This window comes from Bifidobacterium choerinum, from assembly GCF_000741135.1.
Taxonomy (GTDB): Bacteria; Actinomycetota; Actinomycetes; order Actinomycetales; family Bifidobacteriaceae; genus Bifidobacterium; species Bifidobacterium choerinum.
On sequence record NZ_JGYU01000005.1, the window covers coordinates 131179 to 153111 of the forward strand.

Sequence of the window (21933 nt, forward strand, 5' to 3'; positions counted from 1 at the left end):
GGTGCAGCCCTTGAACAATGAGAAACATGAAGGTCACATCCATGTGTCGCGCATCAACGCGTCCACCCAGCCGTCACCAGCCGTGCGCAACGTCACCGTCACCGACCCATGCGGAGGCACGACAGGGAAGCCACGCGACACGAGCGTGCGCGACACATCCAAACCACCCACCTGCGCCGTACGGCTACGGCAGTCCAACACGAGCGGTTCGCCGAACACCGGCTGCGAACAACGCAACCACTGGCCCGTGCCCTCTACCACGAGATCGACACCGTTCGGCATAGGCCCGTTACAAGTGAACACCGGATAGGCGGGCGACGTGCCATGATTCGTGAACGTGACCTGATTCGGCCGCACAATCTTGCGCCGCGTCAAATACTTCAACGGATACGCCAAACCCTTCGTACCTCTCAGCACATCCGTACGCAACACCGAAGGCGAATTGTTCGGCTCCCCCGTCCAGAAGGTCTCAAGACCACGCTGGTTGTAGGACAGGCCGTTGCCGTCAGCCACATCCAACACGGGCAGCATCTGCCCGGTCTGCGGTGACGTCGCAAGGATTTCCGGCCGGTTGCATACGACCGTGACCACGCCCTGCATCCAATCGGCCTCCCACTCGGCCGGCCCCTCAAGCCGCATCATGCCCTCGACATAACAGTCATGGTCGTCATCCACAAGCCGCAGTTTGACGAGCCGATGCGCGAACCGGCGCACCGAATCCCACAGGCGCAACGTCTCGGCACGGTCGCCGCCCAAAGCGCCGACCGTGGCCTGCACCGTACGCGTCGCATAATCGATACACGACTCCGGCACATCATGCGCACCATCACCCGTTCCGCGTTCAACCGTGGACACTTTCAGATCAGGCGTCGAATACCATCCGTCGATACCCGCCTCAAGAAAATACAGGCGAGGTGCCGACCCCGGTTCGCACTCGAAACGAACCGGGGCCACACCATTCGCCGACAATTCAAGAAACGCAACCGTCATAGCCTCGCCTCCCTTCTCGCGGTACGCATCAACGCCGCACGGTCGATCTGCGCCGCAGCGTGCAAATCCTGATCCGAACGCACCACCTTCGTCTGAAGATTGAACGTCTGGTTCACGGTCTTGCCACCATCGACATGCACGTTCGTCGCGCCCGAGAACATCGTCTTGACCCTGCCGCCAGTCGCGTACGCGCCACGCGCCAACGACCGGGCCGAATCCAAGTAATGACTGTTCGCATTCGCCAATGCCTTGCTCAGATCACCCGTCTGGTTGAGCACGTTCAGGAAGTTCGGCCCAACCTCACGATCCAGCTTCGCCGTCGCATACGCACGAATCACATGCTCGTTATTCGACAGCATCGCCGGGATCGAATCAGACGTACCAGTACCCGGCCCATGAATACGACCACCAGTCGCCGCCTTCACCGACCCCGAGCCGCGCGTCACAATGTCCACGTAGCGGGTAGCCAACACGGAGCCATTCGTACTCGCAATCGCACTGAACACAGCCTGGGCGCTGGAGTCATCACCCTGCACACGCGCCACCGGACGGGCGATCGTCATACCGTTGAACAACCTGATGGCGTTGATAGCCGTCCTCGCCAACACGTTCTCACCTGCGACTCGTGCCCACGGATTCGCAATCGTACGCCCATTGAACGAGCTGATGGCACGAATGGCAGCCGAAGCCAAATTATGCTCACCCAAGACACGCGCCCAAGGATTCGCAATCGTCACCCCGTTGAACGCACTCACACCACCAATGGCATTACGCGCCTGCGTATCATCACCAAGAATGAGCGCCAACATGGAAGCCAACGTTTGACCACCAAACGCTTGCATCGCCCCGATTTTCGTACGCGCATCCGTATCATCACCCTCGACGCGAACCTTCGCAGGCGGAATCAACGTGGACGTAATCAACGAAGTGATGCTCGCGATCGTACCAATCAGCGACGGCTGCTCAACCTCGGTTTCCACCGGCTTCTTCACGGAAACCGCAGCCCAAGCCGACAACTGCCCATCAGCCTCACCAAGCGTCAAATCAGCCGGAATCGTCTTCACATCCGACGGATCATTAATGAACGCCGACACCTTCTCGTGCGCCTCGTCAGTTTCGGCACCGACCTTGACGTCCTTGGCCTCGGGAAGCTGAGCGAGCAGTTCGACGAACGCAACAAGAAGGCTCTTGCCTTCCTCTTTCGCTTTCAGCAGTGTCTCCTTGGCGTTCGGCACGCCGTCCAACGCGGCCGCTAACGCGTCCACATCGTCCTTGCCGTTGATCTTCGCCTGCACATACGCATCCCAACGCTCACCGGAGATATGCTTCAGATACGATTCGACGCCGTTCAACGTCGAATACACAGTGCCGGTGTTCGCATCCACATGGACGGTATGCCTCTTATCGGACATCTCAAGCAGCAGCTTGTTCAATCCGGCGACATCCAGCTTGCCATTCGTGATCGCGTCGATGACGAGCTGCTTCTGCTCGTCGCGACTGCCGTCCGGGAAGAGGTACTGCATCTGCTCGACGAGCGAAATCAGATTCAGCTTCGCCTGATCCGCAGTCAGCTCGACGCGCGTCTTCACCTCTTCAGGCGTACCCATCAACGTGTCCACGTACGCCTTGATGTCACCCTCGGCGACGCCGGCGGCGCGCGCCTGCTCCTCAAGGTTCTTGCGAAGCTCGCCATACTTGCCGTTGATGGTATCCCAACTGTCGCCACGCGCGATCATCGCATCGATGTACGCGGTCGTGTTCGACGCCAACGCGTTCATCGCATCCGACGCGGTACGGCCGTACTCGCTCGTCAGGTCGAAGCCCTCGGCGAGGCCCTTCCACGCCGAATTACCCGCATCGACCTGAGCCTTCACCTCGGACAAAGCCTCGGGCATCTGGTCGAGCGTCTTGTAATACGAGCTGCCGGCAGACTGCGCCTGAATCCACGCAGACTGCTGCTGCTTCGTCATCTGCGCCAACGCGCCCTTGACGGACACCAACCGTTCCGACTGCTCCGTCTCGGACAGCAGACCTTCGGAGATCGACGTGAGCGACTGCCCAGCCTCGTCCATCTGATCGACCCATTCGGCGGTCTTGCCGACATCGGCGGCCTTCGCCTTCAACGACGTCAACGCCTGCTGACGGTACTCGTTCATCTTATCGAGCACCAGCTGCGCCGCATCAGCCTGCTTCTTGTACGCCTTCGCCGCATCGCCGTCTGACTGATTGTACAGTTCCCGATTCGTGTTGATGATATCGGAAAGCGACTTGCCGTACTTGCCGAACGCGCCACGGCCCGACACCGTAGCCTTCGCCACGTCATCGACGTTCATGCCGACGTCCTTCAACGCCTCGGCCGCCGAAGCGAAGTTCGTCTTGGTCGGGTTGAGATTGTCCCAGAAACTACGGGATGCCTCGAACCCGTCCTTGGCCTTCACCGCGAAATTGTCCAACTGCTTCGGATAGTCACGCAACGTCTTCGCCTGAGCGGCCAACGCGCCCGGCGTGGCTCTCGCAGCCTCGTTGAAACCTTCCTGAACCTCACGCGCCTGGGACACATGCTGAGAATAGCTCGAAAACGCAGTGACCACGGCCGTAAGACCAGCAGAAACCGCGATACCGGGCAGACCGCCAACGGCACCGAGCAATGCACTACCAGCCGTCTTGAGACCATTGGCGACACCGGACAGCTTACCAGTGCTCTTCGCCATGTTCGTACCGACCGCGAGAATCCCCGGCGCCGCATCCTTCGCCGCCGACGACAGGCCGCTCATACCCTTGGCACTGTCGGACAGAACACCGGCGATGTTGCCGCTGCGCATCTTGACCTGCGCCTGCACGAGCCTACCGAAACTGATGCCCGCATCCCCAGCGCTCAAACCCAAGTCGGCGAGCGTCCTGCGATACGAAAGCGTCTTCTGAATGTTGTCCAACATGCCGGTCTTCAACGCCGTCAACGCGGTCGAACCGGCCTTGCCGAACGTCACCCACAAGCCCAACGCGCCCTTGATGGGATCAGGCAGCCTGTTGAACGCATCCGCAACCGTGCCCGTAGCCTTCGCGATAGCCTCAATCGACGGTGCGGCAGCCTTCAACGTGGCCGCCAACGTGCCACCGAACGTGCGCGACAGCTTGCCAGCCATCTCGATCAGCTCGCCGAACATCGGCGACACGTCCGCCAACGCATCCGAAATAGACGAAATGCCCTGCTTCACACCGTCGCTGAACTTCGACAACGACGGACTGACACGACCAGCCAAACGGGTCACGTCACCGAACACGTTGCCCGTCAACTCACCAAGGTTCGACATCACCGAGGCGACGTCCTGCCGCATGATGTTCGCGGCCTGACCCACCTGAGAGAACGCGTCACGCATTCCATGCTGCGCGTTCTGCGCACCAGTCACCCACGCGTTCATCGTGTCCTGGAAACTGATCGAGTTGACCGCGTGCGCAGCCTTCTGCAAGTTCACGGCGAACCGTTCAAGCCCGTTCTGGTTCTGCCCCAAAGCACCGAACACGCCCTTGGCTATATCCTTCAACGCGAAGAACGAATCCGCCAAATACCCGGCCTGCTCCTTGACCTGAGACATGGCTGCATCAATCGTGGACGAATCAGCCTGCACGGCACGCGACCATGTGGCGAACCATTCCATGTTACGGCTCAACCAGTTCGAGAACTGCGCCAGATACGTGCCACCAGCATCCGACAGGTTCAGGAACGCATCAACCACGGATTCCACACCCGGAGTCAACAGACGAAGCGAATCGTTCACATGCGTGAACACACGCCCCAACTGGCCCACCTTGCGCGAAGCGTTCACCATGTCCAACATGCCCGTGAACACGTCCGCCTCAAGCGACGCCAACTTCTGCATCTGCGGGCCGACCACGTTCCCGACCTGATTGGCGAACTCCTTGAACGCCGGGCCAGCCTTCTTATAGAACGTGTCCTGAAGCTTCTCGCCCAAACCGTCCAACGCGGTACCGGCGAGATTGATGTTCTCAGTCCACGCCTTGCCCTTGTCGCCGATAATCATCCGCAGCGAAGCGTACGCCAACCCCATACCGGTCAACGCCGCCGGAGCCGCATACGCCGCCTTCGACATGCTCACGATGCTCTTGCCCAAGCCACCGACCGTGCCGGCGAGATTGATCGCACCCGCCGCCACATCCGACAGGACAGTGCCCACAAGCGCGACCCTCGGAACCACCTTATCCAACCGGTCGAACAGGTTCACCAAGTTCTGGAACTGGTTCTGCACACCCTGCAAACCGGTCGCACCGGCCGTCATACCGCTGAGAATCTTACCCAAGTCCGTGCCGTGGAACTTCGCGAAAATGTCAACCGTGCGGGGCCGCGTGAAATACGCCAGATGGGCGCGCGCCAACGCGGTCTCCAAATCCACGTCCATGTCGAGCTTCTTGTAGTCGTTCTGCAAGTCCCGCAGCTTACGACGCGCATTCGCCTCATCGATGTCCACATCCGACTTGACCTCCCAGTCAAGTTCGGGATTCTTGCGAATCTGCTCGATCAGACGCTTGCGTTCCGCAATCGCGTTCTCATAATCGACCTTCAGATCGACGGGAATGTTCACCCGCTTGTGTTCAAGCTCGGACAGTTCACGTTCAAGATTCTCAAGCGCCATCTGCTGTGCGTTGACACGCACCTCGACCTGCACGTCACGGCTCAACCGTTCCAAGTCCGCACGCAGCGTACCCTCTTCCAGCTCCGCCTTGAACTTGAGCGTCGCCGACGGATTGTTACGAACCTTCAGCAGTTCCTTCTGCAATGCGGATACGCGTTCCGTCATCGCATCCAAATCCTTGACATGCGACTTCGTATCCACGAACTGGACACGGCCCAACGTGCGACGCAACGCATCCACATTGCCCTCGGTCGCAAGCAACGACTTCGACAATTCACGCTGACGCGCATTATGGTCACGCACCTGCTGAGACGCCTTACGGAACGCGTCCGTCTGTCCCTCAAGGTCACGTCTCAGACGCTGCACGCTCAGCCCGTTACGGTCGATAAGCGTATTGCCGGCACGCACCACGTTGTTGAAGCGTCCCGCATTGTCCTTCGCGTACTTGAATGCGTCCGCGCCCTCGGAAACCGTCTTCGACAGTTTCTTGTACTCAGTCTCGATCTTCTTGACGGAACGCTCATGCTGCTTGAGATACTTAGCCCGGTCGCGTTCCATCTTTGCGAGCGTGCGCTCCTCGCCCTTGATGGTCTTGCCCAGATCGGCGTATGCCTGACGAAGCTGCTTCACTTCGGCGCTTGCCGAACGGAAGTCCTCAGTGCCGCGCTTGAACGCGTCGCGCCGCCCACGAGCCTCCTCGATCTGCGCGGCAAGCCTCGCATACTCGTCTCGGTTGCGTTCGATCGTCTTCGTCAGCATCGCATGGTTCTTATCCAGCCGCTTCGTATAGTCGGACGCCTCCACCAACGCGCGCTTGCGCTCGTCGGACAGCTCACGAAGACGGCTGCGCTGCGCCTTGAACTCCTTCAACGAATCCGCGTCGATGCCTTTGACGGCCTCCGCATGGTTGCGGCGCATCGTGTCAAAGGCGGCAGCGACCTTCTTGTCGAAATCGTCGGTGTCGGCCGTCAGGCCGATGTCGGCGATCGACGCCATTTCAGCAAGCTGCTTGTGCACCTTGTCGAACGCGCTCGTGTTCACCCGCGCATCGAAATCAATCGTGCCGCCCGAACGCTGCAACCGTTCCAGCTGGGCGCGGGCAGCCGCCATATCGACGTCCGCATCCAAATGGATGGTCTGATCATCCAGACGCTCCAACATGGCCTTGACTTTCGCATAGAAGCCACGCGTCTCCGGTTCGACGTCGATGTAGACGGTACCCGCCTTGAACCCGTCAGCCATACCCACACCCCCTGCTGTGCGCGCAATGAAATACCAGCGCCTATGACCGGACTCGAACCGGTATACCCGCAACCACATATGCGGCGCTCTGCCAATTGGCGTACATAAGCGAAACCCCGCCACATGGGCGGGGCAATGATGATGTCAGCCCATGCCGAACAGTTGGGCCGTCATCATGAAATCGTCCAACCCGACCTCGCCACGAGGCAGCTCGGACGGTTCCTTATACGAGGGGTAATGCACCGGAGCCGGGTCGGTCTTGCCATCACCGCACTGCGCGAGGCTCCACGCCTCGACGAGGTTGCGCACATCGGTGAGCAGCATCGTCCTCGCATCCCAGCCAAGCCACGGCAACACCACCGGCTTCTTCGCATCCGAACCTTCGTCGTCAGTGTCGCTTTCCGACAGCAGGCGTGCACGGTACAGACTGTCCGGCATCATGCACAACCCCTCGATAAGCCGGGTCAGGCGCAGCGCGTTCAACCCGGACGGGTCGGTCACGTCCAACCCGTAGAACCGTTGGAAATCAGCGGTCAGTTCTGTTTCGTACCCGTCGAAGATGCCTTCGACGCCGACGCTTTTCCCAACTGGCCCGCATAATACGTGACCACGTTCAGGAACGCGAGGAACATGATGTCAGGGTCCATGCCCGTCGTCCACGCATCCACGCCGGCCGGGTCGGGCACAATGGACTTGAGGAAGTCCAGCATATGCCCGACCGTCTTGTTGCGTTCCTTCACCATGCTTACGGCCGTCTCCGCCGTAGCAGTATCCGCATCAAGCCGCTTACGTTCCTGAGCGGCATACACCGCGACCAGTTCAGTATGCGCCTCGTTGAACGCGCACGCATCAGCGAATGTGAACTCACGCGCCGGCTTCGGCTCCGGCAAACCAGTCAGGATCGGAGTATCCTCTACGAGCGCTTCCCACGTTTCTGGGATGTGGACTTCTTCTTTTTCTTCGATGTTCTCGACTTGCACGCCATTATCGTTCGCCATGTCTTTCTCTCCCGCCTTGAATACCAATCAACAATCCCCCGCCTACGAAAAGGGTTCCCCTCGTGTCTCGCGGGAGAGAAGACACAAGGGGAAGTATTAATCAGTCCGCAGCCGGCAGCACGAAGTGCAGAGGCTTCTTGTTGTTGCCCGGATCCTCGATCTGCGCGATCAGACCCTGCTCAACGAAATCATCACGCGACAGGGTAGGACCGCCGTCAGGCGTGATGGACGTGCGGCGCATCTCGACGAGCCACTTCGCCGGGTCCGTATCGTCCGGCGTCTCCTGCGCGACGAGCACAAGGGCAAGCACATTCGGCTTCGCCGCGATGTCCACCTCGACGCCGCCGCCGTCGGTGTCGGCGGTGCCGTTGTAGATCAGCTGCAACGTCTCCTTGTCGATCTGCAACGCCTTGACGCTCAACTGCGCGGACGCATCACCGTACGTGGTACGGAAGTTCTTCTTGAGCCATGTGTCGGACGAGTTCGCGTCACCCGGGTTGATGGTCAGCTCGGCCATGTTGTTCGCCGACGTGTGGCCGAGGTTCTTCCACTTCGCCGAGCCGCCATCACCGCCGGCGTTGACCTCACTGGCGTTGATCTTGAACGCCTCCAACGGATTGGTCGGCAGCGCGGTGCCGACCGGAGCGTAGAAGATCGTGCCATACGTGCTCTTATGCACGGACTTGTCATTGATCGCCATAAGATTGTGTCCTTTCAAACACGAAAAACCACCCCGCACATGGCGGAATGGCCTTGAAATACGAAAGCCCGCACACCGGCGAGGCGATGCGGGCAGAAAAAGAGAACAGAGGGAAGAGACTATGAGGCGTTGTCGCGGGCGACGAACTCGCACACCGATGCGGTCGAATACTGTTTGACGCGTTTCGATGTGGCCTGTTTGCCGCCGGCCGCCTTCGCGAACGCGGGCGGCGTACGAATCTGCACCACCCGACCGGCGTCCGTGTCGCCCATGAACGGCCAGCACATGACCAGCTGCCGCACATAGGATGCGAGACGAAACGCACGATCGGCGTCCACGGATTCGACAAGCACGCTCATGGACACATCCCAGAACGCGCCCTGATGATTCCGTGAGGCGAACTCGGGCGGCTCCACATGGAAGACGACCACATCGGTCGCCTGCACATACGCGTCCACGTCCACGTCGATCTCGTTGAACACAAGCACCTTCGGCAAACCGTCCGACACCGACAGGACGCTCGTACTGTCGTTCGGCTCGCCGGCCCCCCGGGTCTCCAACTTGGTTCGCGTGCGGAACTCCTCGCCAACCGACCCTTCCGGCGGCTGTGCGAATCCCTGCTCGAACAGTTCCATGACCAGGCTTTCCGCATCCAACTGCGGACGCAGCTCAGGCCATACGTTCAAATCAATGGAAGGCGCAACCATTGCGGTCAACCTCCCCTCGCCGCACGCTGCATCACATGATGCCCCTCAACAAACCGGCCCGCCTGCTTGTTCCAAGCGCCGACCTCATGCGCCATCGACACGTCTGAGCCGTCACGGCCAATGACCGTCATACCCACCGTCGTGTCAATACCGTGATACTTGATGCCCCATTCGATACGATCCGCGACGGAATGACCCGGATTACGGCCAATGGCCGCAGCGTTCGCGAGAGCCTTCGCCCTCGCCAACACCCTTTTGCCCTCGGCACGCGTCAACGCCGGGCCGAACTCCTCCGCGATCCTCGTGCTCAGGTGCCTATCGAGCCGGACTCGTACCATGCCAACGCCTCCTTCGATTCGCCCCACACGGGCGCATCATCCGCCGGCAGCTTCGGCCGAAGCCGAAACTCCTCGGGAATCATGCCCATATCGGCGGCGCGACGCACATGAATCTCCCAATGGTGCGTCCTGCCATGCTCACGATGTTCCGGCGCACCGTCCACGTCGTACAGGTCGCCGTCAATCCACACGAACGTGTGAATGTCACCATGCCATTCACGGCATTGAATCTGCTTGACCGTGACCTCACGCAAACCACCCGACGACTGCGGGTTCTTATCCTCAGCACCGGAAATCGAGAACATGCCCGCCTGCTGCTCACGACCCTCAAGCGAACACCAACACCACGCCGGCTCACCCCACTCATACGTCACGCCATGCGCACTCCGCCTAATAGTGGACGGGGCGACAATGATCTTCGACGTATAAAGCAAGTCAGTCAGTTTGACGAACGACTCATTCTCGAACGAAGAATCGACCGGCTCCTTGGGCTTGTCCGACGAAAACAAGTACGCCATTCGGCATCACCTGCCATACGCGCGGTCAAGACCCAACTTCACCGTGCCGAACGGTGCGGAATCCTCACTCACACCGGTGAGCAAGGCCCGCTCCTTCTTCGTCACATGCAAATCCGGGCTGGCCTCCCAACCGGGCGGACTCATGTCCATGACCTGATCGGTACGCGTGTACGCGCCGTTCGATTCGCTCTTACGCATCGACCAACGCGCCACACGCAACACCATCGCACAAATCACATACGTGAACGTGCGTTCGCTCAATGCGCCACTATCCAACCTGTAACGGGCAGCCGGGCATTCAGCGAACGCAATGTCACACGCCGTCAAACAATGCGGGATAATCCACTTCTCATCATCCAAACGGTCGATGAACACTTCCGGCGTGTTCCCGCCATACGTGAGGATCGCGTCAACCCAATCAATGTCTTCGACATTCACCGCCATCAGCGACCACCCCCCTTACAGGATCACAACACGTTCGCCTTGCACGTGGAGACAGCCTGCTGGAGAATCGGCATGTACGAGCCGTTCACCCACACGTCATAACGGGTAGGCGCGGCCTCGGCCATGACCAGGCCAATCATGCCGTAATTGTCCGCACGGTTGATGCCATACTCCGGGTCGTCAGCCTCAACGGTCGGACCGGACGCGGTGAAACCAAGCGTCGTGTCATTGAAGCTGGAGAACATGAGGAATGTCGCGTCAGGAATCAGCGAGTTCACAGCGACAGGCAGAAGAATGCCATTGTCACGCTCCAACTGGGTGTACATCAGGTCGATTTCCTGCACGGAAGTCAACCCCGCATACGAGGCAAGCACCTGCTTGACAGCATCAGGGGAGATGAACGACGGGCTATTCGCCGCACTCTGACCCGTGTACGCGGTGATGATCTCCTCATTCGTGGACAGCGCCTCAATGACCGCACTCGTGGTCAGCACAGCCGAAGGAGTGCGACCATGATTGTCTGTAATCAGCTTCACCCACTTCTTGATGTCCTTCAACGGGGTGGCGCCCGAAACATTCCACTTCTTCGTCGGAGCGACATCGTTCAACGCGGTAGGACGTTCGAAATCATACGTGGCGTTCACACCGTTCTCATTGAGCACGATCTTCGCGTTCACCATCGCATTGATACGCAGCAGCTCCACCTTGACGGCGGCCTCACGACCCAACTGGTCAAAATGCTCAGCCAGCTTGGTGCGCAGGAAAGCAGTGTCACCGGAACGACCGATCAGGTCACGTTCCGACACATGCGCCTTCTTCGACATCGGCAGCAGACCCGCAAACTTCTCTCCAGCCTGCTCGGTGGTCTTCAGATAGCCAGCCTCGGCATCCCACGCGCGAACTGTCATCGCATCAGTGGCAGGGGCCGGAATGTACGGCGTCCAACGCACGGTCTTCTCACCATTGTTCGACACGACCGGCAGCACGTTCGAGAACGGCAGCTTCGCATCAAGCGCGTTAAACGACTCGTCCACCAGACCGGACGCAGCCGAAGGGCTGAGAATCGTCTTCTCAACAGTAGCCATAGGTTAATTCCTTTCAAATATGCAAAAACCCGCCACAATGGGCGGGTTTCAAAACTCAATGCCTGTAATCGCAGCCTCACGCACCGGGGGTAACCGTGTTGGGAAGACGCTTCGTGGTACCGGTATCCGGGTCAACAGACACGAAATCACCATTCCACGCAACCGTGTCAGCCGGAACGACTGGAAGATTCTTGACAATCACATTGCCACGGAAACGCATACCGACCACTTCACTGTCCTCGACCTCCCAGCCACCGACGGTCACGTTCACCTTGATCTGCGATTCCAGCAAGCCTGCAACACGTTCCTGACGGCCATCCTTCGCCTCCGGGTCATACGGGCCATACAAGCCGTTGGAAGCGCCGGAGGTGATACGAGCCAGCGGCACACCGGACTTGATGTACACCTCGGTGGCGGAATCATCAAGACCAGTCAGATACTTCTTCTTGTTTTCCGTCTTCGCAGTGGAGAACGTGGCAAGGTCAAGGGTGACACTCACCGTTCCCGGCAGCTGCTCGCCATAACGCCACGTCTGATCGTCGATGACGCTACGCACACCAGTGCTATGAATCATGTTGACCATGAAATAATCCTTTCTAAACTTGTTTACTTATCGCCGGACGATACACGGCCATGAGCGCGGGCGATACGTTTCTCATTGAGCTTTCGGGCGATTGCACGCCCATCCTCTTCGGATTCGACAGCACCCTTCATCTTGCCGCCGCCTACCTTGTTCGCGCGCACACCCTGCATGATGAGCTGCAACTGAGTAGGCTCAGCAGACTCGTTCGCCTCATGCGGGGATTCATTCACAGCATCCTGCTTGGAGACAAGACCAGCGAACGATTCAGCCCATTCGGCCACCGCTTCAGGTGTGGACGCGCCACACAGCTTGTCGAACATCTCGTCAGTGATCTGCGGATGCTCACGCTGCGCGGTCAGACGGGCGATACGAAGATTAGCCTCGGTGAGCTGGGACGCGATACTGTCACGCTCCTTGCTCGCCTTCTTGAAATCGTTCTCGTTCTTACGGCTCATACGCTTCCAGTGGTCAAGGTCTGACTCAGGCGCATCCACCTCGTCATTCACCTTGTCACCGGAGGATTCCGTGTCCGGTTCCGGCTCGGACGCCTTGATGTTCGTCGCAGCGTCCTTGATTTCAGCTTCCACGGCCTTTTCGGCAGTGGATTCACTGTTGTTGATTTCCTGGGGCATGTTCAATCCTTCCGATTGTGTGCCAGTTGATTTACAGATCAGGCCACTCGTTGCGAAGGGCCTGAACATAATTCCTGTAGAAGTTTCGTGATTGCACCATCGTCGCCCGACGTGTCTGTTTGAAGATGCGAGTGTGGCCGTCAACAGTCTTTTTGACCTGTTCCTTGCCGTCCAACAGTTCCTTGTACATGGCGTCGTAGGTTCGATAGTTGCGTATGATGCGTTTCGCCTGTTCCCGCGTGGTCTTGCGGTCAGGCGGCGTCCAGTTGCTCACAGTGCGACCAGACTTGCGAGCCTCGTCCGCCAGCACGGGGCCGAGTTCGCCATTGGTCTGCACCTGCAAGCGGATGCTTTTCAGGTCGGCGGCGGTATTACCACCGGCCAAGTCGTAGAAACGCTGCAAATCAGCTTCGGAAATATCCTTGCCGACATCGTTCACCGTCGTAATCGGCGCGACACCGCACTTGCAGTTCGAATGCAACGGCATCAACGAGCGCGTGCTGTACACGCGAGTGGAAGCCACAGCACACAAGCCACACGTACCGGTCTTCGACAGTTCGGGATGGATGACACGCCGATACTGCGTCACGCCATTCTCCCTGAACCTGCCCAACGCGACACGATGCGCGGTCATCTGCGCATCCGTGTTCGCAATGTCCTCAAGCCGGTCAAGCGACGCCCGCAACCAACCCGTCACAGTGGACAGGTCCGCACCTTCGATCGCATCCCATGAATCCGGGCGGAGAGACGGCGACTGCACCGCCATATGCCGATACTCACCCGGAACGCGCAGCATCACATCAAGAGGCGTCGTGTTCTGACGCGGCGCAACATACGCCGTATCGAACGCGCTACCCGACTCAACACCGCCCATGCCGAGCATCGCATCCGCATAGCTCACACCAAGACGGCCAACCGCCTCAAGAAACGCCATCTCAAACCGTGCGGCCTGAGAGGCGGCACCCAAAGTGACGGCATCATTCCACCAATCCGAAGGCGTCAACGACTTCCATATGTTCCACACCTGCCGAACATATGTTTGGATCAATTCAGACCGTTGTTGCGCAAACGTATCCACAGCTTGTTCGACACGGGTCAACACCGCCATCAACGGCCCCGCTTCCGCAAACTCGGATACTTCCTTGCTACAGCCGCACGCACCCTACGCTTCTCACTCGCCGTCCCATACTGGGCCACACGAGCCAACGCATTACGCGCATGAGCAAGATCATGAATCGGATACTTACGCTCCTTGGGCAACGCGAAATTAGACCGTTTGATACGCTTCCGTCCACGCGGCGTCAACCTACCCATCGGATTCACCACCCACATCGACAAGCGCCTTTGAACCGTCATCGAAATCATCGACGCTCACCATTCCTCCAGTCTGCTCGGAGGTACGTTCCGCAGCGGAAGCCGCAGCAGACGCTGACACGAGCGCAGTCTGATACGTCGAATCGGCCATGTCCTGCATGGCCTCGGAAATCTCAGTCTCCGTCATATGCAGGAACCGACGCATGATCAGCTTGACCGGCAGCACATCCTTCACATAGTTCACAGCCTGAGCCATGTTCAGGTCACTGTCCATAGCAATCGGCGCCCACACCGTCTCGAACTCGTCATCAACGGCCTGAGCATTCCCGGACGTGACCATTGCCATGCGCAGCACACGCACAAACGCATCATTCGCACGCGCATTCAAATCCTCGACCTTCGACAGCAGGCTCTCACGCTTCAACGAAGCACCCTCGGCGCTACCTGCCACATCAGGGCTGAGAATATCCAACGGAGTGCCTGTCGCCGCAGCCAACTGCTTCACATCATGCGCCGAAGCCGTACACCACTGCGTAATATCCGTGACTTGGGACTCCCACACGTCAGCACCATCAGGCAACATCCACAACGCGGCAGGCCCCATCGCATACAACTCACCGAAATCAATCGGATCACCGGCCTGAGCCATGCCAGCCTTCACCTGCGGGTCATTCTCCGTGTACACGGTACGTTTCATACCCTTGATGCCGCGCTGACGGAACGCCTGCATCGTCTGAATGCAGAAACGGTCGAACTTCTGCTGATCCAACGCACTCAACGCGGGAATATGCGGTTCGAACTGCCCCATGCCACTGCCAGAGCCAAGACGAATCAACGGCAGATAGCCACACTCCGTCGCATAATCCAAATTCTGACGGCCACCATCCCATTCGAAGTTCTGTTCGAACCGAATGGAACGGGAATCAGCATTATTGCAATACCCGTAAATCCCCTCACTATCCGACTCATCGAACAGAGTGCGCGCATCGGCAGTCCTCGACGCCGAACGGCAATACACGCTCGACACCACACCATCATTGTCACGCTCACACCTGAACAAGCCAATGCGCTCAACCTTGTTCACGTCATCATACGAATAATGAACCGCGACATCATCATCAGCGCTCACATACGTATTCCAAGGCGTCAGCACATCAATACGCGCATCATCACCCATTGCCGTGACAAGCAGATACCCTGAACCATACAAGGCGACATCATGGAACACCTGACGAGACTTCAAATCCATACGATTATGACGCCACGTCGTATCAGCCTCGACACTACGCATCACACGGTCGGACACCTGCCGAAAACCGACAGGCTTCTGCCTGCTCGACACGTTATCCGTGATGATACGCGCGTAATTCACCGTGCCCAACTCCAGGAACCGCCTGTAAATCGCGAACGACTTCTGGTCAGTGCCGGAAGGAATCGCATTCGTCGGAACCTGCTCACGCCCATCATAGAACGTGCGCAACGTACACAGCATAGGAGTACGGTCGGCAAGCCTGCCAGCCAACACACTCAGCCAATACGCATCCACATCATCATCCGCAGCATCAACTATCAGATTATTGAACGACACAAGCCAACACCCCCTTTAATACACTCGGAACGGAATGAACTGCTCAGGCTCTTCTTCCTTCACACCGTCGGTCAAATACCTGTTGCGCGCCGTATACGCGAGCAAACCAGCCATCATCGCATCAATCTTCTCCGGCGAGTTCGGCGTCTCCTTGAACACCAAGTAGCCGAACGAACGCTCACGTTTACGCGCATTACGGAAATGCGCCACCAACCTAGGGTCGGCAAGCAACGCAATGGACGACACGTCAGGCTCGGCATGACGAGGAACCTGCTTCATCTCATACGTGAAGTTCGCAGCCATGTTCACCAAACCCTGATACACGTCACGAGACCAATTGTTCGTCCAATACTTGATCTTCGTACTATTCCGGCCACGCGGGCCAACCGCAAGCCTGTCCGAAAAATCACGCTCCCACGCGTCAATCATGCTCTCCCACGGGTTCACATCCGCGAAGAACGCGACCACGTTGTAACGCTCAAACATGAACCTGACCATGCCATCGAACGCCTCACGATCCACACGCCAATCAGCAGCACGAGCATCATCCGGCTTCTGCTCCAGTTTGATAAGGAACAACAAACCATCCCGCACACGACACCCAACAAGCGCCGTGGAATCATCACTGATGGAACCATCGAAACCAAGCGTGATCTCATCATCAGCATGAATCACATTCTTCCAAGCATCCATCATCTGCCGGCGGTCACCAGACAAATACATGTCCTTACCCACCAAATGCGCCTGAATCTGCGACTCAGGAAGCCACGAATCCACCCTCGACGTCAACGAGTTCAAATAGAAACGAATCGAACTTGACGGGTCACTGTTAGCGCGAAGAATAAGACTCATAGGGCCATCAAGGTCAACCCACCCGTCCTTCGACGGGCCCGGCTCGACACCCTCCATCGCCAACGAATACCCCTCCGGGTCTTTGCCTGTACGCGGGTCAATGGCCGTGACCCTACCATCAGGAAGAATCAAATGGTCCTTGCCGTCCGTGCTTATCGCACACGCGCCATACGCTTCCATAAGCGCATGCCTGAGCTTCTTCTCGTCACCAAGTTCCTCAACCGGCAATACCGCATACCGATGGTCGAACAACGTACGCTGATCGTGCTTCACCTTGCCCTCGGCAACAGACCACGCCGTCTTATACGTCTCTTCAGCCATCGAATCCATACCAGGCTGATACATCGTCGTGGTCTCCAACGCCCAAGGTTCAGCATCAAGTTTCCTCTTGGCCAGATTACGAGCCAAAAACTCGGCAGCGGCTTTCGCCCGTCCCGTGAACTCATGCGACTCATCAAATTCAGCCCATGTTTGCAAACCACCATCACTCGAAGCGCCGCCGGCCGTGGCCGGTTTGATCTCACCGCCACCGCACTCTTCGGGAATGAGAATGCGTGTCTGACCCACGTCCAATCCGACGCCACGCAACTGCGCCAACGGGCCATGCATGCAATTGTGGTAGATCACGTCATACACGTTGCCGGTCTGGTCTTCTGAGTTGGCGGAAAGGCTCACACGCGAATCACGAATCAGACGGCCAACCGGCTCACCCTTACGGTACGGGTACGTTTGCCCAAGGAACGTGTACGTTTCGCCCTCTTCAGCCCAATGGTCGAACCGGCACGGCGCCAACGATTCAAACAATGCGATATACGCGGCCAAACCACTCTTGTTGCTGCCCTTCGCCCGACTCAGGAACACACGGTCGAACAGGCGGCGCCCATCCTTGGCCAACGCATAGCAATTCACGATGAAATCCGTGTATTCAAGCGAGAACTTCATCGGCTTGTTCTTCGCATCACCGGAACCGACAAGACAAAACGTCTCAATCCACCAGCAGGCGAAGAAGCCCATGCTGCGGCGCTTCTGCTCCAACGTGACCTTGGGGATGATGTCATGCACCGAACACCACCCCCAGCCGCGTCACTCACCTAGGACTGATCTACGCCAACTATCCACACGTTCCGCGCTCACATCATTCACCACAGCGCCGCCACCGGCAGCCATCTGGTTCGGGTCAGGCGCATCCCACTTCAACGCGTGCCGCGCCATCGGAGTAATACCGAACGCGTTCTCACGCGCACGAATCTCAGCCGCCATCTGCGCACCCGGACGCCGATAGAAACAATCCTTCAAAAACACCAAGTCAAGCACCGACTGCCAATCCAAATCAGTGCCCATCTTCAACGCCTGCGGACTACGACGAAACTCCTCATAATACTCAATCGAGTTAGGCAACCATTCCTTGCCATCAGGCCGCAACCCCGGCATCTCAGGGCCACGCACCAAACCATCCCATTTAAGCGTCTCGCCGTTTACCCGCGATGCGCTTCTTCCTTGCCCTGCCATTCGCCGTCCTCGCTTCCCAACGAGCCTTGCACGCGATATGCAACGGCACACGATTAGCCAACACCGGTTCACCACCAGCTTCCAACGGCAACAACCAGCCAGACGCACACGGGCCACTACGATCAATCAGCTTGTAACATTCGACACACACGCCATCAGACGCGGCCAATACGTCAGCATTCGAAAACACCATCGTCACCGGTTCAGGTTCCACCGGTTCAGGTTTGAACACATCCTCAGTGGTTATCACCTTGTTCAACCCACGACGTGGCGCATTACCTTTACGTTTCGCACGCATATACCGCATACGGCAAGCCGCGCCGCAGAAATCCTTCGGCTGAGACCCCACGTCGAAATACGTGCCGCACATGAAGCACAGTTTCTTCTTCTGCACCGGCTTCACAACCCGCCCATGATACCGAACCATGTCATAATGCTTACGACACAAGCCACGCGCACACTCGTCTCGTGTACACCCCTCAACCGAACACGTCATTTGAACGCGGGATGCTCAAAGAACGCCGCATCCCTCCGCCGCTCGGCCGCACGCCGCTTGCCACGCGTACTCTCACACTGCGTTTTAATGTTGTGGTGCTCATGGCACAACGACCACAGGCGACTCAACCGGTCATCGTCATGCACCATGTTCTGATTCATATGATCGACCTCATTCGCCGGCTGGCCACACTTGCCAGCCGGAAACCCGTTCGCATCAGTCACCGGCCACTGGCATCGGTACCCGTCACGCTCCAACACCTTCAGACGAACCTTCGCCCACCCCTTGTTAAACCGCTTCTTACGATTACTCGACGACCACGGCATGAAGCATCCCTCCCAACACAAGCAAAAGGACGGCGACCATTGTTTGTATTTCAACTAACGTCAGCAAGAAGAAACGAACCGGCCGGAAACGGCCGGGCCGCCGCCCACAGATAAAGGGAACCGTCCGAAGAGAAGGAAAGGGAAAGACCGGACGGTTCCAGGACGCCGCACCACGCGCTGAGGGGAAAGTAAGGAATAAAGAAAACCTCGCGCGTGACGCGGCCAAGTACCGGTGAAGGGACTCGAACCCTTACTGAGATGATTTTGAGTCATCCGCCTCTGCCAATTGGGCTACACCGGCGCATACCAGGCGGGAATCGAACCCGCATCCGTGGTTTTGGAGACCACCGTTCTACCATTGAACTACCGGCATATATATTCAGGACGCGTCGAACGCCTGCGCGAACGCGATCATCGCCTCACGCAGGCGCCGACTCGTTTCGTCGGCATCAACTATGACGCAGACAGCACCCGGCCTCGTAGTGATGCGCTTCAACGGAAGCAGCAGTTCAACACTGCCGAATGGGTTGTCGCAGTCCTTGTCGGTGAAGTTGACCGTGAGCGTCGGCCCTGATCCACCAATGTCCATGACGGCCACCTCCAGAAAGAGATAGTGAGGAACCCAACCCGGGATAGTGTTTGTGGTGGGAATGATTGACGTGCTTCGGTCGAACGTCATGTTAATGCCATAGGCATCATACCACACTTTTTGTTGCGGCGCGCGTTGCAGTGAACGTTGCAGTAAGCGTTGCAGTCGGTGTTGCAGCATCAGCCCTACTGCCGATTGGGATTCGAGAAAAGTGTTACGCCGTTTCCAAAAGGTCTCAGGAGGCATTCACAGTCAGAACCAGAACCCCCAGCGGCCATTTCTATATTATACGGGGTACCCTCCCCCGCCCCTATGCGCACGCACACGCACACGCACACATGCACGCGCACGCACACATGCACGCACACGCACACATGCACGCGCACGCACACATGCACGCACACGCGCACATGCACGCACACGCGCACATGCACGCACGCGCACATGCACGCCGCCTGATATGGCCGCCCGTGAGCCTGCCATGCGCCCTGATACACGTCGCGCGACACGCCGATGAATGCTAGTGTTTCCAACGGCTTGCAATACTTTCCGTCGCCGCCGACTTGCTTACAGTACTGCAAGCGTGTACAGTGAGAGCCATCAACCACAGAACACAGCAAGGAGGTGATACAGATGAAACGACAACAACGACCACCGCCGGGCAACCGGACTCGCTGGGGACGAACCCGTAAACCCCTAACCGCGATTGAAGGCAAGCGCATGTAGGCCATGTAGCGTGACATGGCGGCAGTGACTACATGAATCGCAGCCACATGAACGGCAGGACATAACCGGAACTCCCCTTAGCTCACAGAGCGCGGGACAACTGAATATCGGATATATACGGCCTCGCTAGTACCATTGAAAGCAAGGAGGTGAAAGGACATGGGACTAGCCGAGCTACGTAAGAGTAAGAAACTTACCCAGCGCGCTCTTGCAGAGCGTGCCCATGTGCCATATGTGAGTATCGCTAATATCGAGCGCGGTGCGCGCGACGCTAGCGATATGACGCTAGGCACGGCGGTGCGCCTTGCTGACGCGCTGAAAGTAAGGGACTTGCGGAAACTCTTAGACTGAGAGCCGTAAGGCTCTAGCGCTAGCTGGTTTAGCCCTACCGGCTCATAACCGGACTAGCGCACGGCTAATACAATGATCCCCTGAGATGCGGGAACATCTCAGGGGATAGAAGCCAAAAATACTAACCACTTTCGGCTCTCTGATTGTATCACATGGGGGCCGATGCAAGCTAATCAGAGGTGATTACCATGCGTGTTATCGAAACACGATTCGAACGTCCTACCCGTACTGCTCGCTGGAAGGTGACGGGTACGGATACCCTCGCGGATGATATGCGGGGGGTAATCGTCTGGAAGCGGGTTCGTGACGCCATGTCGTTCAACCGCTCCATCGGCGGTTACGAGCGGCTGAGCGGCAACGAACTCACGTCCATCTCGCCGGATCGTCTCAGCAAGAGCGTTTACCGCTACTGCTGACTCTCTCTCCAGGGCGGCGGCAGTGCCGCCCTTCTCGCCCATATCGGGCATCTCTCTACTTCACAATTCATTTCATGGCCGCATGGTTGCGGCCGCTCATAGAAGGAACGATCTAAAATGCGTACTGATATCAAGGACATCGAGCAAGCTGTTCGCGAACTCATGGACGGCGTCTACATGGACTGCGTCTACATGGACGGCGTCGCCGTCGCCGTCGGCTACCAAGTCCAGACTATTGACGCTAATCCGCCTGAGTCGGCGGGCGCGTCTATCGCGCTCTACATGGGCGATGAACCGCGCTCTTGGGATGTTGTCGCGCAACGTTGGCGCGGCGGCGCGCCGGCGGCGTGGCTGACGTTCAGCATCCTGATCGATGAACCGGGCCGCGGCACAATTGCCGTCTATCAGCATGACGGCGACGACTACACGGACGTACTCGATTACATCGAGATTGATACGACATGGACGGACGACGAAACAGCCGTGATCATGGTCGAAGCCGAAACGCTTTACGCGGGGCTGCATGGCGCGACCGAGGATTACGTGAAGCGTGTCATGCTCAATGGTAAGGCGGCGTGACATGCGTCGCGTCCTGAAAGCGGTCGCCGCTGCCGCATACGTCGCGTTCGCTGCCTACATTGCGCGTTCGGTTTTCGACCCGCGTAGCGTGCAAGGCGTGATGCTGTTGGCGTTCGGTGTGCTATGCGCTATTCCCGCGTTTCTCTTGGGGCGGCGCGTTGAGCGCAAACCGCGCCGCGTGTCCTCTACGCCGATCGTCACCGACTGACTGACCTCTTGCTGCCGCGTCACACGGCGCGGCAGCCCCACACTTAATCAACCATCCCGCCGCGCTGTAGCGGCGGGCCTCTTGGAAGGCAGA

The 21933-nt window shown here is 58.1% G+C and carries 24 protein-coding genes and 3 tRNA genes; 4 read left to right on the forward strand and 23 right to left on the reverse strand.

What is annotated here, in order from left to right:
• Positions 1 to 33 precede the first annotated feature (33 nt).
• The 23 genes from BCHO_RS04745 to BCHO_RS04845 form a co-directional block, all read right to left on the reverse strand.
• Positions 34 to 990, reverse strand: coding sequence for a hypothetical protein (locus BCHO_RS04745; RefSeq protein WP_034256202.1), 957 nt, complete (start codon positions 988 to 990; stop codon positions 34 to 36).
• Positions 987 to 6881 carry a hypothetical protein gene (locus BCHO_RS09040; protein ID WP_081930117.1) on the reverse strand — a complete coding sequence of 1965 codons (5895 nt, stop codon included), beginning with the start codon at positions 6879 to 6881 and terminating at the stop codon, positions 987 to 989. Before BCHO_RS09040 ends, BCHO_RS04745 begins: the two co-directional genes overlap by 4 nt.
• Before the next feature lie 37 nt (positions 6882 to 6918).
• Positions 6919 to 6991, reverse strand: a tRNA-OTHER gene (locus tag BCHO_RS04755).
• 34 nt (positions 6992 to 7025) lie between these two features.
• The gene (locus BCHO_RS04760; protein ID WP_156097574.1) at positions 7026 to 7322 is read right to left on the reverse strand and encodes a hypothetical protein; all 297 of its coding nucleotides are present in this window, start codon (positions 7320 to 7322) and stop codon (positions 7026 to 7028) included.
• A 92-nt stretch (positions 7323 to 7414) separates the two neighbouring features.
• Positions 7415 to 7879, reverse strand: a complete 465-nt coding sequence (locus BCHO_RS04765) for a hypothetical protein (RefSeq protein ID WP_034256205.1) — start codon at positions 7877 to 7879, stop codon at positions 7415 to 7417.
• 100 nt (positions 7880 to 7979) lie between these two features.
• Entirely contained in the window at positions 7980 to 8579 is a 600-nt protein-coding gene (locus BCHO_RS04770) for a phage tail tube protein (RefSeq protein WP_034256206.1), read from the reverse strand.
• A 119-nt stretch (positions 8580 to 8698) separates the two neighbouring features.
• A complete protein-coding gene (locus tag BCHO_RS04775; protein ID WP_156097575.1) occupies positions 8699 to 9286 on the reverse strand; it encodes a hypothetical protein in 588 nt (195 codons plus the stop codon).
• 5 nt (positions 9287 to 9291) lie between these two features.
• Positions 9292 to 9624 (reverse strand): hypothetical protein, encoded by a 333-nt coding sequence (locus BCHO_RS04780; protein WP_051911608.1) that lies wholly within the window; start codon positions 9622 to 9624, stop codon positions 9292 to 9294.
• Positions 9594 to 10142: a hypothetical protein gene (locus BCHO_RS08805; RefSeq protein WP_051911609.1), complete on the reverse strand. Its 549-nt coding sequence runs from the start codon at positions 10140 to 10142 to the stop codon at positions 9594 to 9596. Before BCHO_RS08805 ends, BCHO_RS04780 begins: the two co-directional genes overlap by 31 nt.
• A 6-nt stretch (positions 10143 to 10148) precedes the next feature.
• A complete protein-coding gene (locus BCHO_RS04790) occupies positions 10149 to 10586 on the reverse strand; it encodes a hypothetical protein (RefSeq protein ID WP_034256209.1) in 438 nt (145 codons plus the stop codon).
• Positions 10587 to 10609: 23 nt separating this feature from the next.
• A complete protein-coding gene (locus tag BCHO_RS04795; RefSeq protein ID WP_034256212.1) occupies positions 10610 to 11671 on the reverse strand; it encodes a major capsid protein in 1062 nt (353 codons plus the stop codon).
• 76 nt (positions 11672 to 11747) lie between these two features.
• Positions 11748 to 12254 (reverse strand): hypothetical protein, encoded by a 507-nt coding sequence (locus BCHO_RS04800; RefSeq protein ID WP_051911610.1) that lies wholly within the window; start codon positions 12252 to 12254, stop codon positions 11748 to 11750.
• Positions 12255 to 12277: 23 nt separating this feature from the next.
• Positions 12278 to 12886 carry a hypothetical protein gene (locus BCHO_RS04805; protein ID WP_034256213.1) on the reverse strand — a complete coding sequence of 203 codons (609 nt, stop codon included), beginning with the start codon at positions 12884 to 12886 and terminating at the stop codon, positions 12278 to 12280.
• Between the two features lie 31 nt (positions 12887 to 12917).
• On the reverse strand, positions 12918 to 13994 hold the full coding sequence (locus tag BCHO_RS04810; protein WP_051911611.1) for a hypothetical protein: 1077 nt from the start codon (positions 13992 to 13994) through the stop codon (positions 12918 to 12920).
• The gene (locus BCHO_RS09705) at positions 13994 to 14251 is read right to left on the reverse strand and encodes a DUF6582 domain-containing protein (protein ID WP_337588559.1); all 258 of its coding nucleotides are present in this window, start codon (positions 14249 to 14251) and stop codon (positions 13994 to 13996) included. Before BCHO_RS09705 ends, BCHO_RS04810 begins: the two co-directional genes overlap by 1 nt.
• Entirely contained in the window at positions 14193 to 15788 is a 1596-nt protein-coding gene (locus BCHO_RS04815) for a phage portal protein (protein WP_034256214.1), read from the reverse strand. Before BCHO_RS04815 ends, BCHO_RS09705 begins: the two co-directional genes overlap by 59 nt.
• Positions 15789 to 15803: 15 nt before the next feature.
• Positions 15804 to 17702, reverse strand: coding sequence for a hypothetical protein (locus tag BCHO_RS04820; RefSeq protein WP_034256216.1), 1899 nt, complete (start codon positions 17700 to 17702; stop codon positions 15804 to 15806).
• 21 nt (positions 17703 to 17723) lie between these two features.
• Positions 17724 to 18149 carry a phage terminase small subunit gene (locus BCHO_RS04825; protein ID WP_156097576.1) on the reverse strand — a complete coding sequence of 142 codons (426 nt, stop codon included), beginning with the start codon at positions 18147 to 18149 and terminating at the stop codon, positions 17724 to 17726.
• Positions 18100 to 18552, reverse strand: coding sequence for a hypothetical protein (locus tag BCHO_RS09235; protein WP_156097577.1), 453 nt, complete (start codon positions 18550 to 18552; stop codon positions 18100 to 18102). The genes BCHO_RS04825 and BCHO_RS09235 overlap by 50 nt, the downstream gene beginning before the upstream one ends.
• Positions 18553 to 18641: 89 nt before the next feature.
• Positions 18642 to 18806: a hypothetical protein gene (locus BCHO_RS09580; protein WP_237743038.1), complete on the reverse strand. Its 165-nt coding sequence runs from the start codon at positions 18804 to 18806 to the stop codon at positions 18642 to 18644.
• A 392-nt stretch (positions 18807 to 19198) separates the two neighbouring features.
• Positions 19199 to 19272, reverse strand: a tRNA-Leu gene (locus tag BCHO_RS04835).
• A gap of 1 nt (position 19273) precedes the next feature.
• Positions 19274 to 19344, reverse strand: a tRNA-Trp gene (locus BCHO_RS04840).
• Between the two features lie 6 nt (positions 19345 to 19350).
• The gene (locus BCHO_RS04845; RefSeq protein WP_162174554.1) at positions 19351 to 19740 is read right to left on the reverse strand and encodes a hypothetical protein; all 390 of its coding nucleotides are present in this window, start codon (positions 19738 to 19740) and stop codon (positions 19351 to 19353) included.
• Positions 19741 to 20445: 705 nt separating this feature from the next.
• Here BCHO_RS04845 and BCHO_RS09735 point away from each other — a divergent pair.
• The 4 genes from BCHO_RS09735 to BCHO_RS04860 all read left to right on the forward strand — a co-directional run bounded on the left by BCHO_RS09735 (position 20446) and on the right by BCHO_RS04860 (position 21840).
• The gene (locus BCHO_RS09735; protein ID WP_034256221.1) at positions 20446 to 20637 is read left to right on the forward strand and encodes a helix-turn-helix transcriptional regulator; all 192 of its coding nucleotides are present in this window, start codon (positions 20446 to 20448) and stop codon (positions 20635 to 20637) included.
• Between the two features lie 188 nt (positions 20638 to 20825).
• The gene (locus tag BCHO_RS09245) at positions 20826 to 21053 is read left to right on the forward strand and encodes a hypothetical protein (RefSeq protein ID WP_156097580.1); all 228 of its coding nucleotides are present in this window, start codon (positions 20826 to 20828) and stop codon (positions 21051 to 21053) included.
• A 117-nt stretch (positions 21054 to 21170) separates the two neighbouring features.
• A complete protein-coding gene (locus BCHO_RS04855) occupies positions 21171 to 21632 on the forward strand; it encodes a hypothetical protein (RefSeq protein WP_034256222.1) in 462 nt (153 codons plus the stop codon).
• Position 21633: 1 nt separating this feature from the next.
• Positions 21634 to 21840, forward strand: coding sequence for a hypothetical protein (locus BCHO_RS04860; protein ID WP_034256225.1), 207 nt, complete (start codon positions 21634 to 21636; stop codon positions 21838 to 21840).
• Positions 21841 to 21933: the final 93 nt, after the last annotated feature.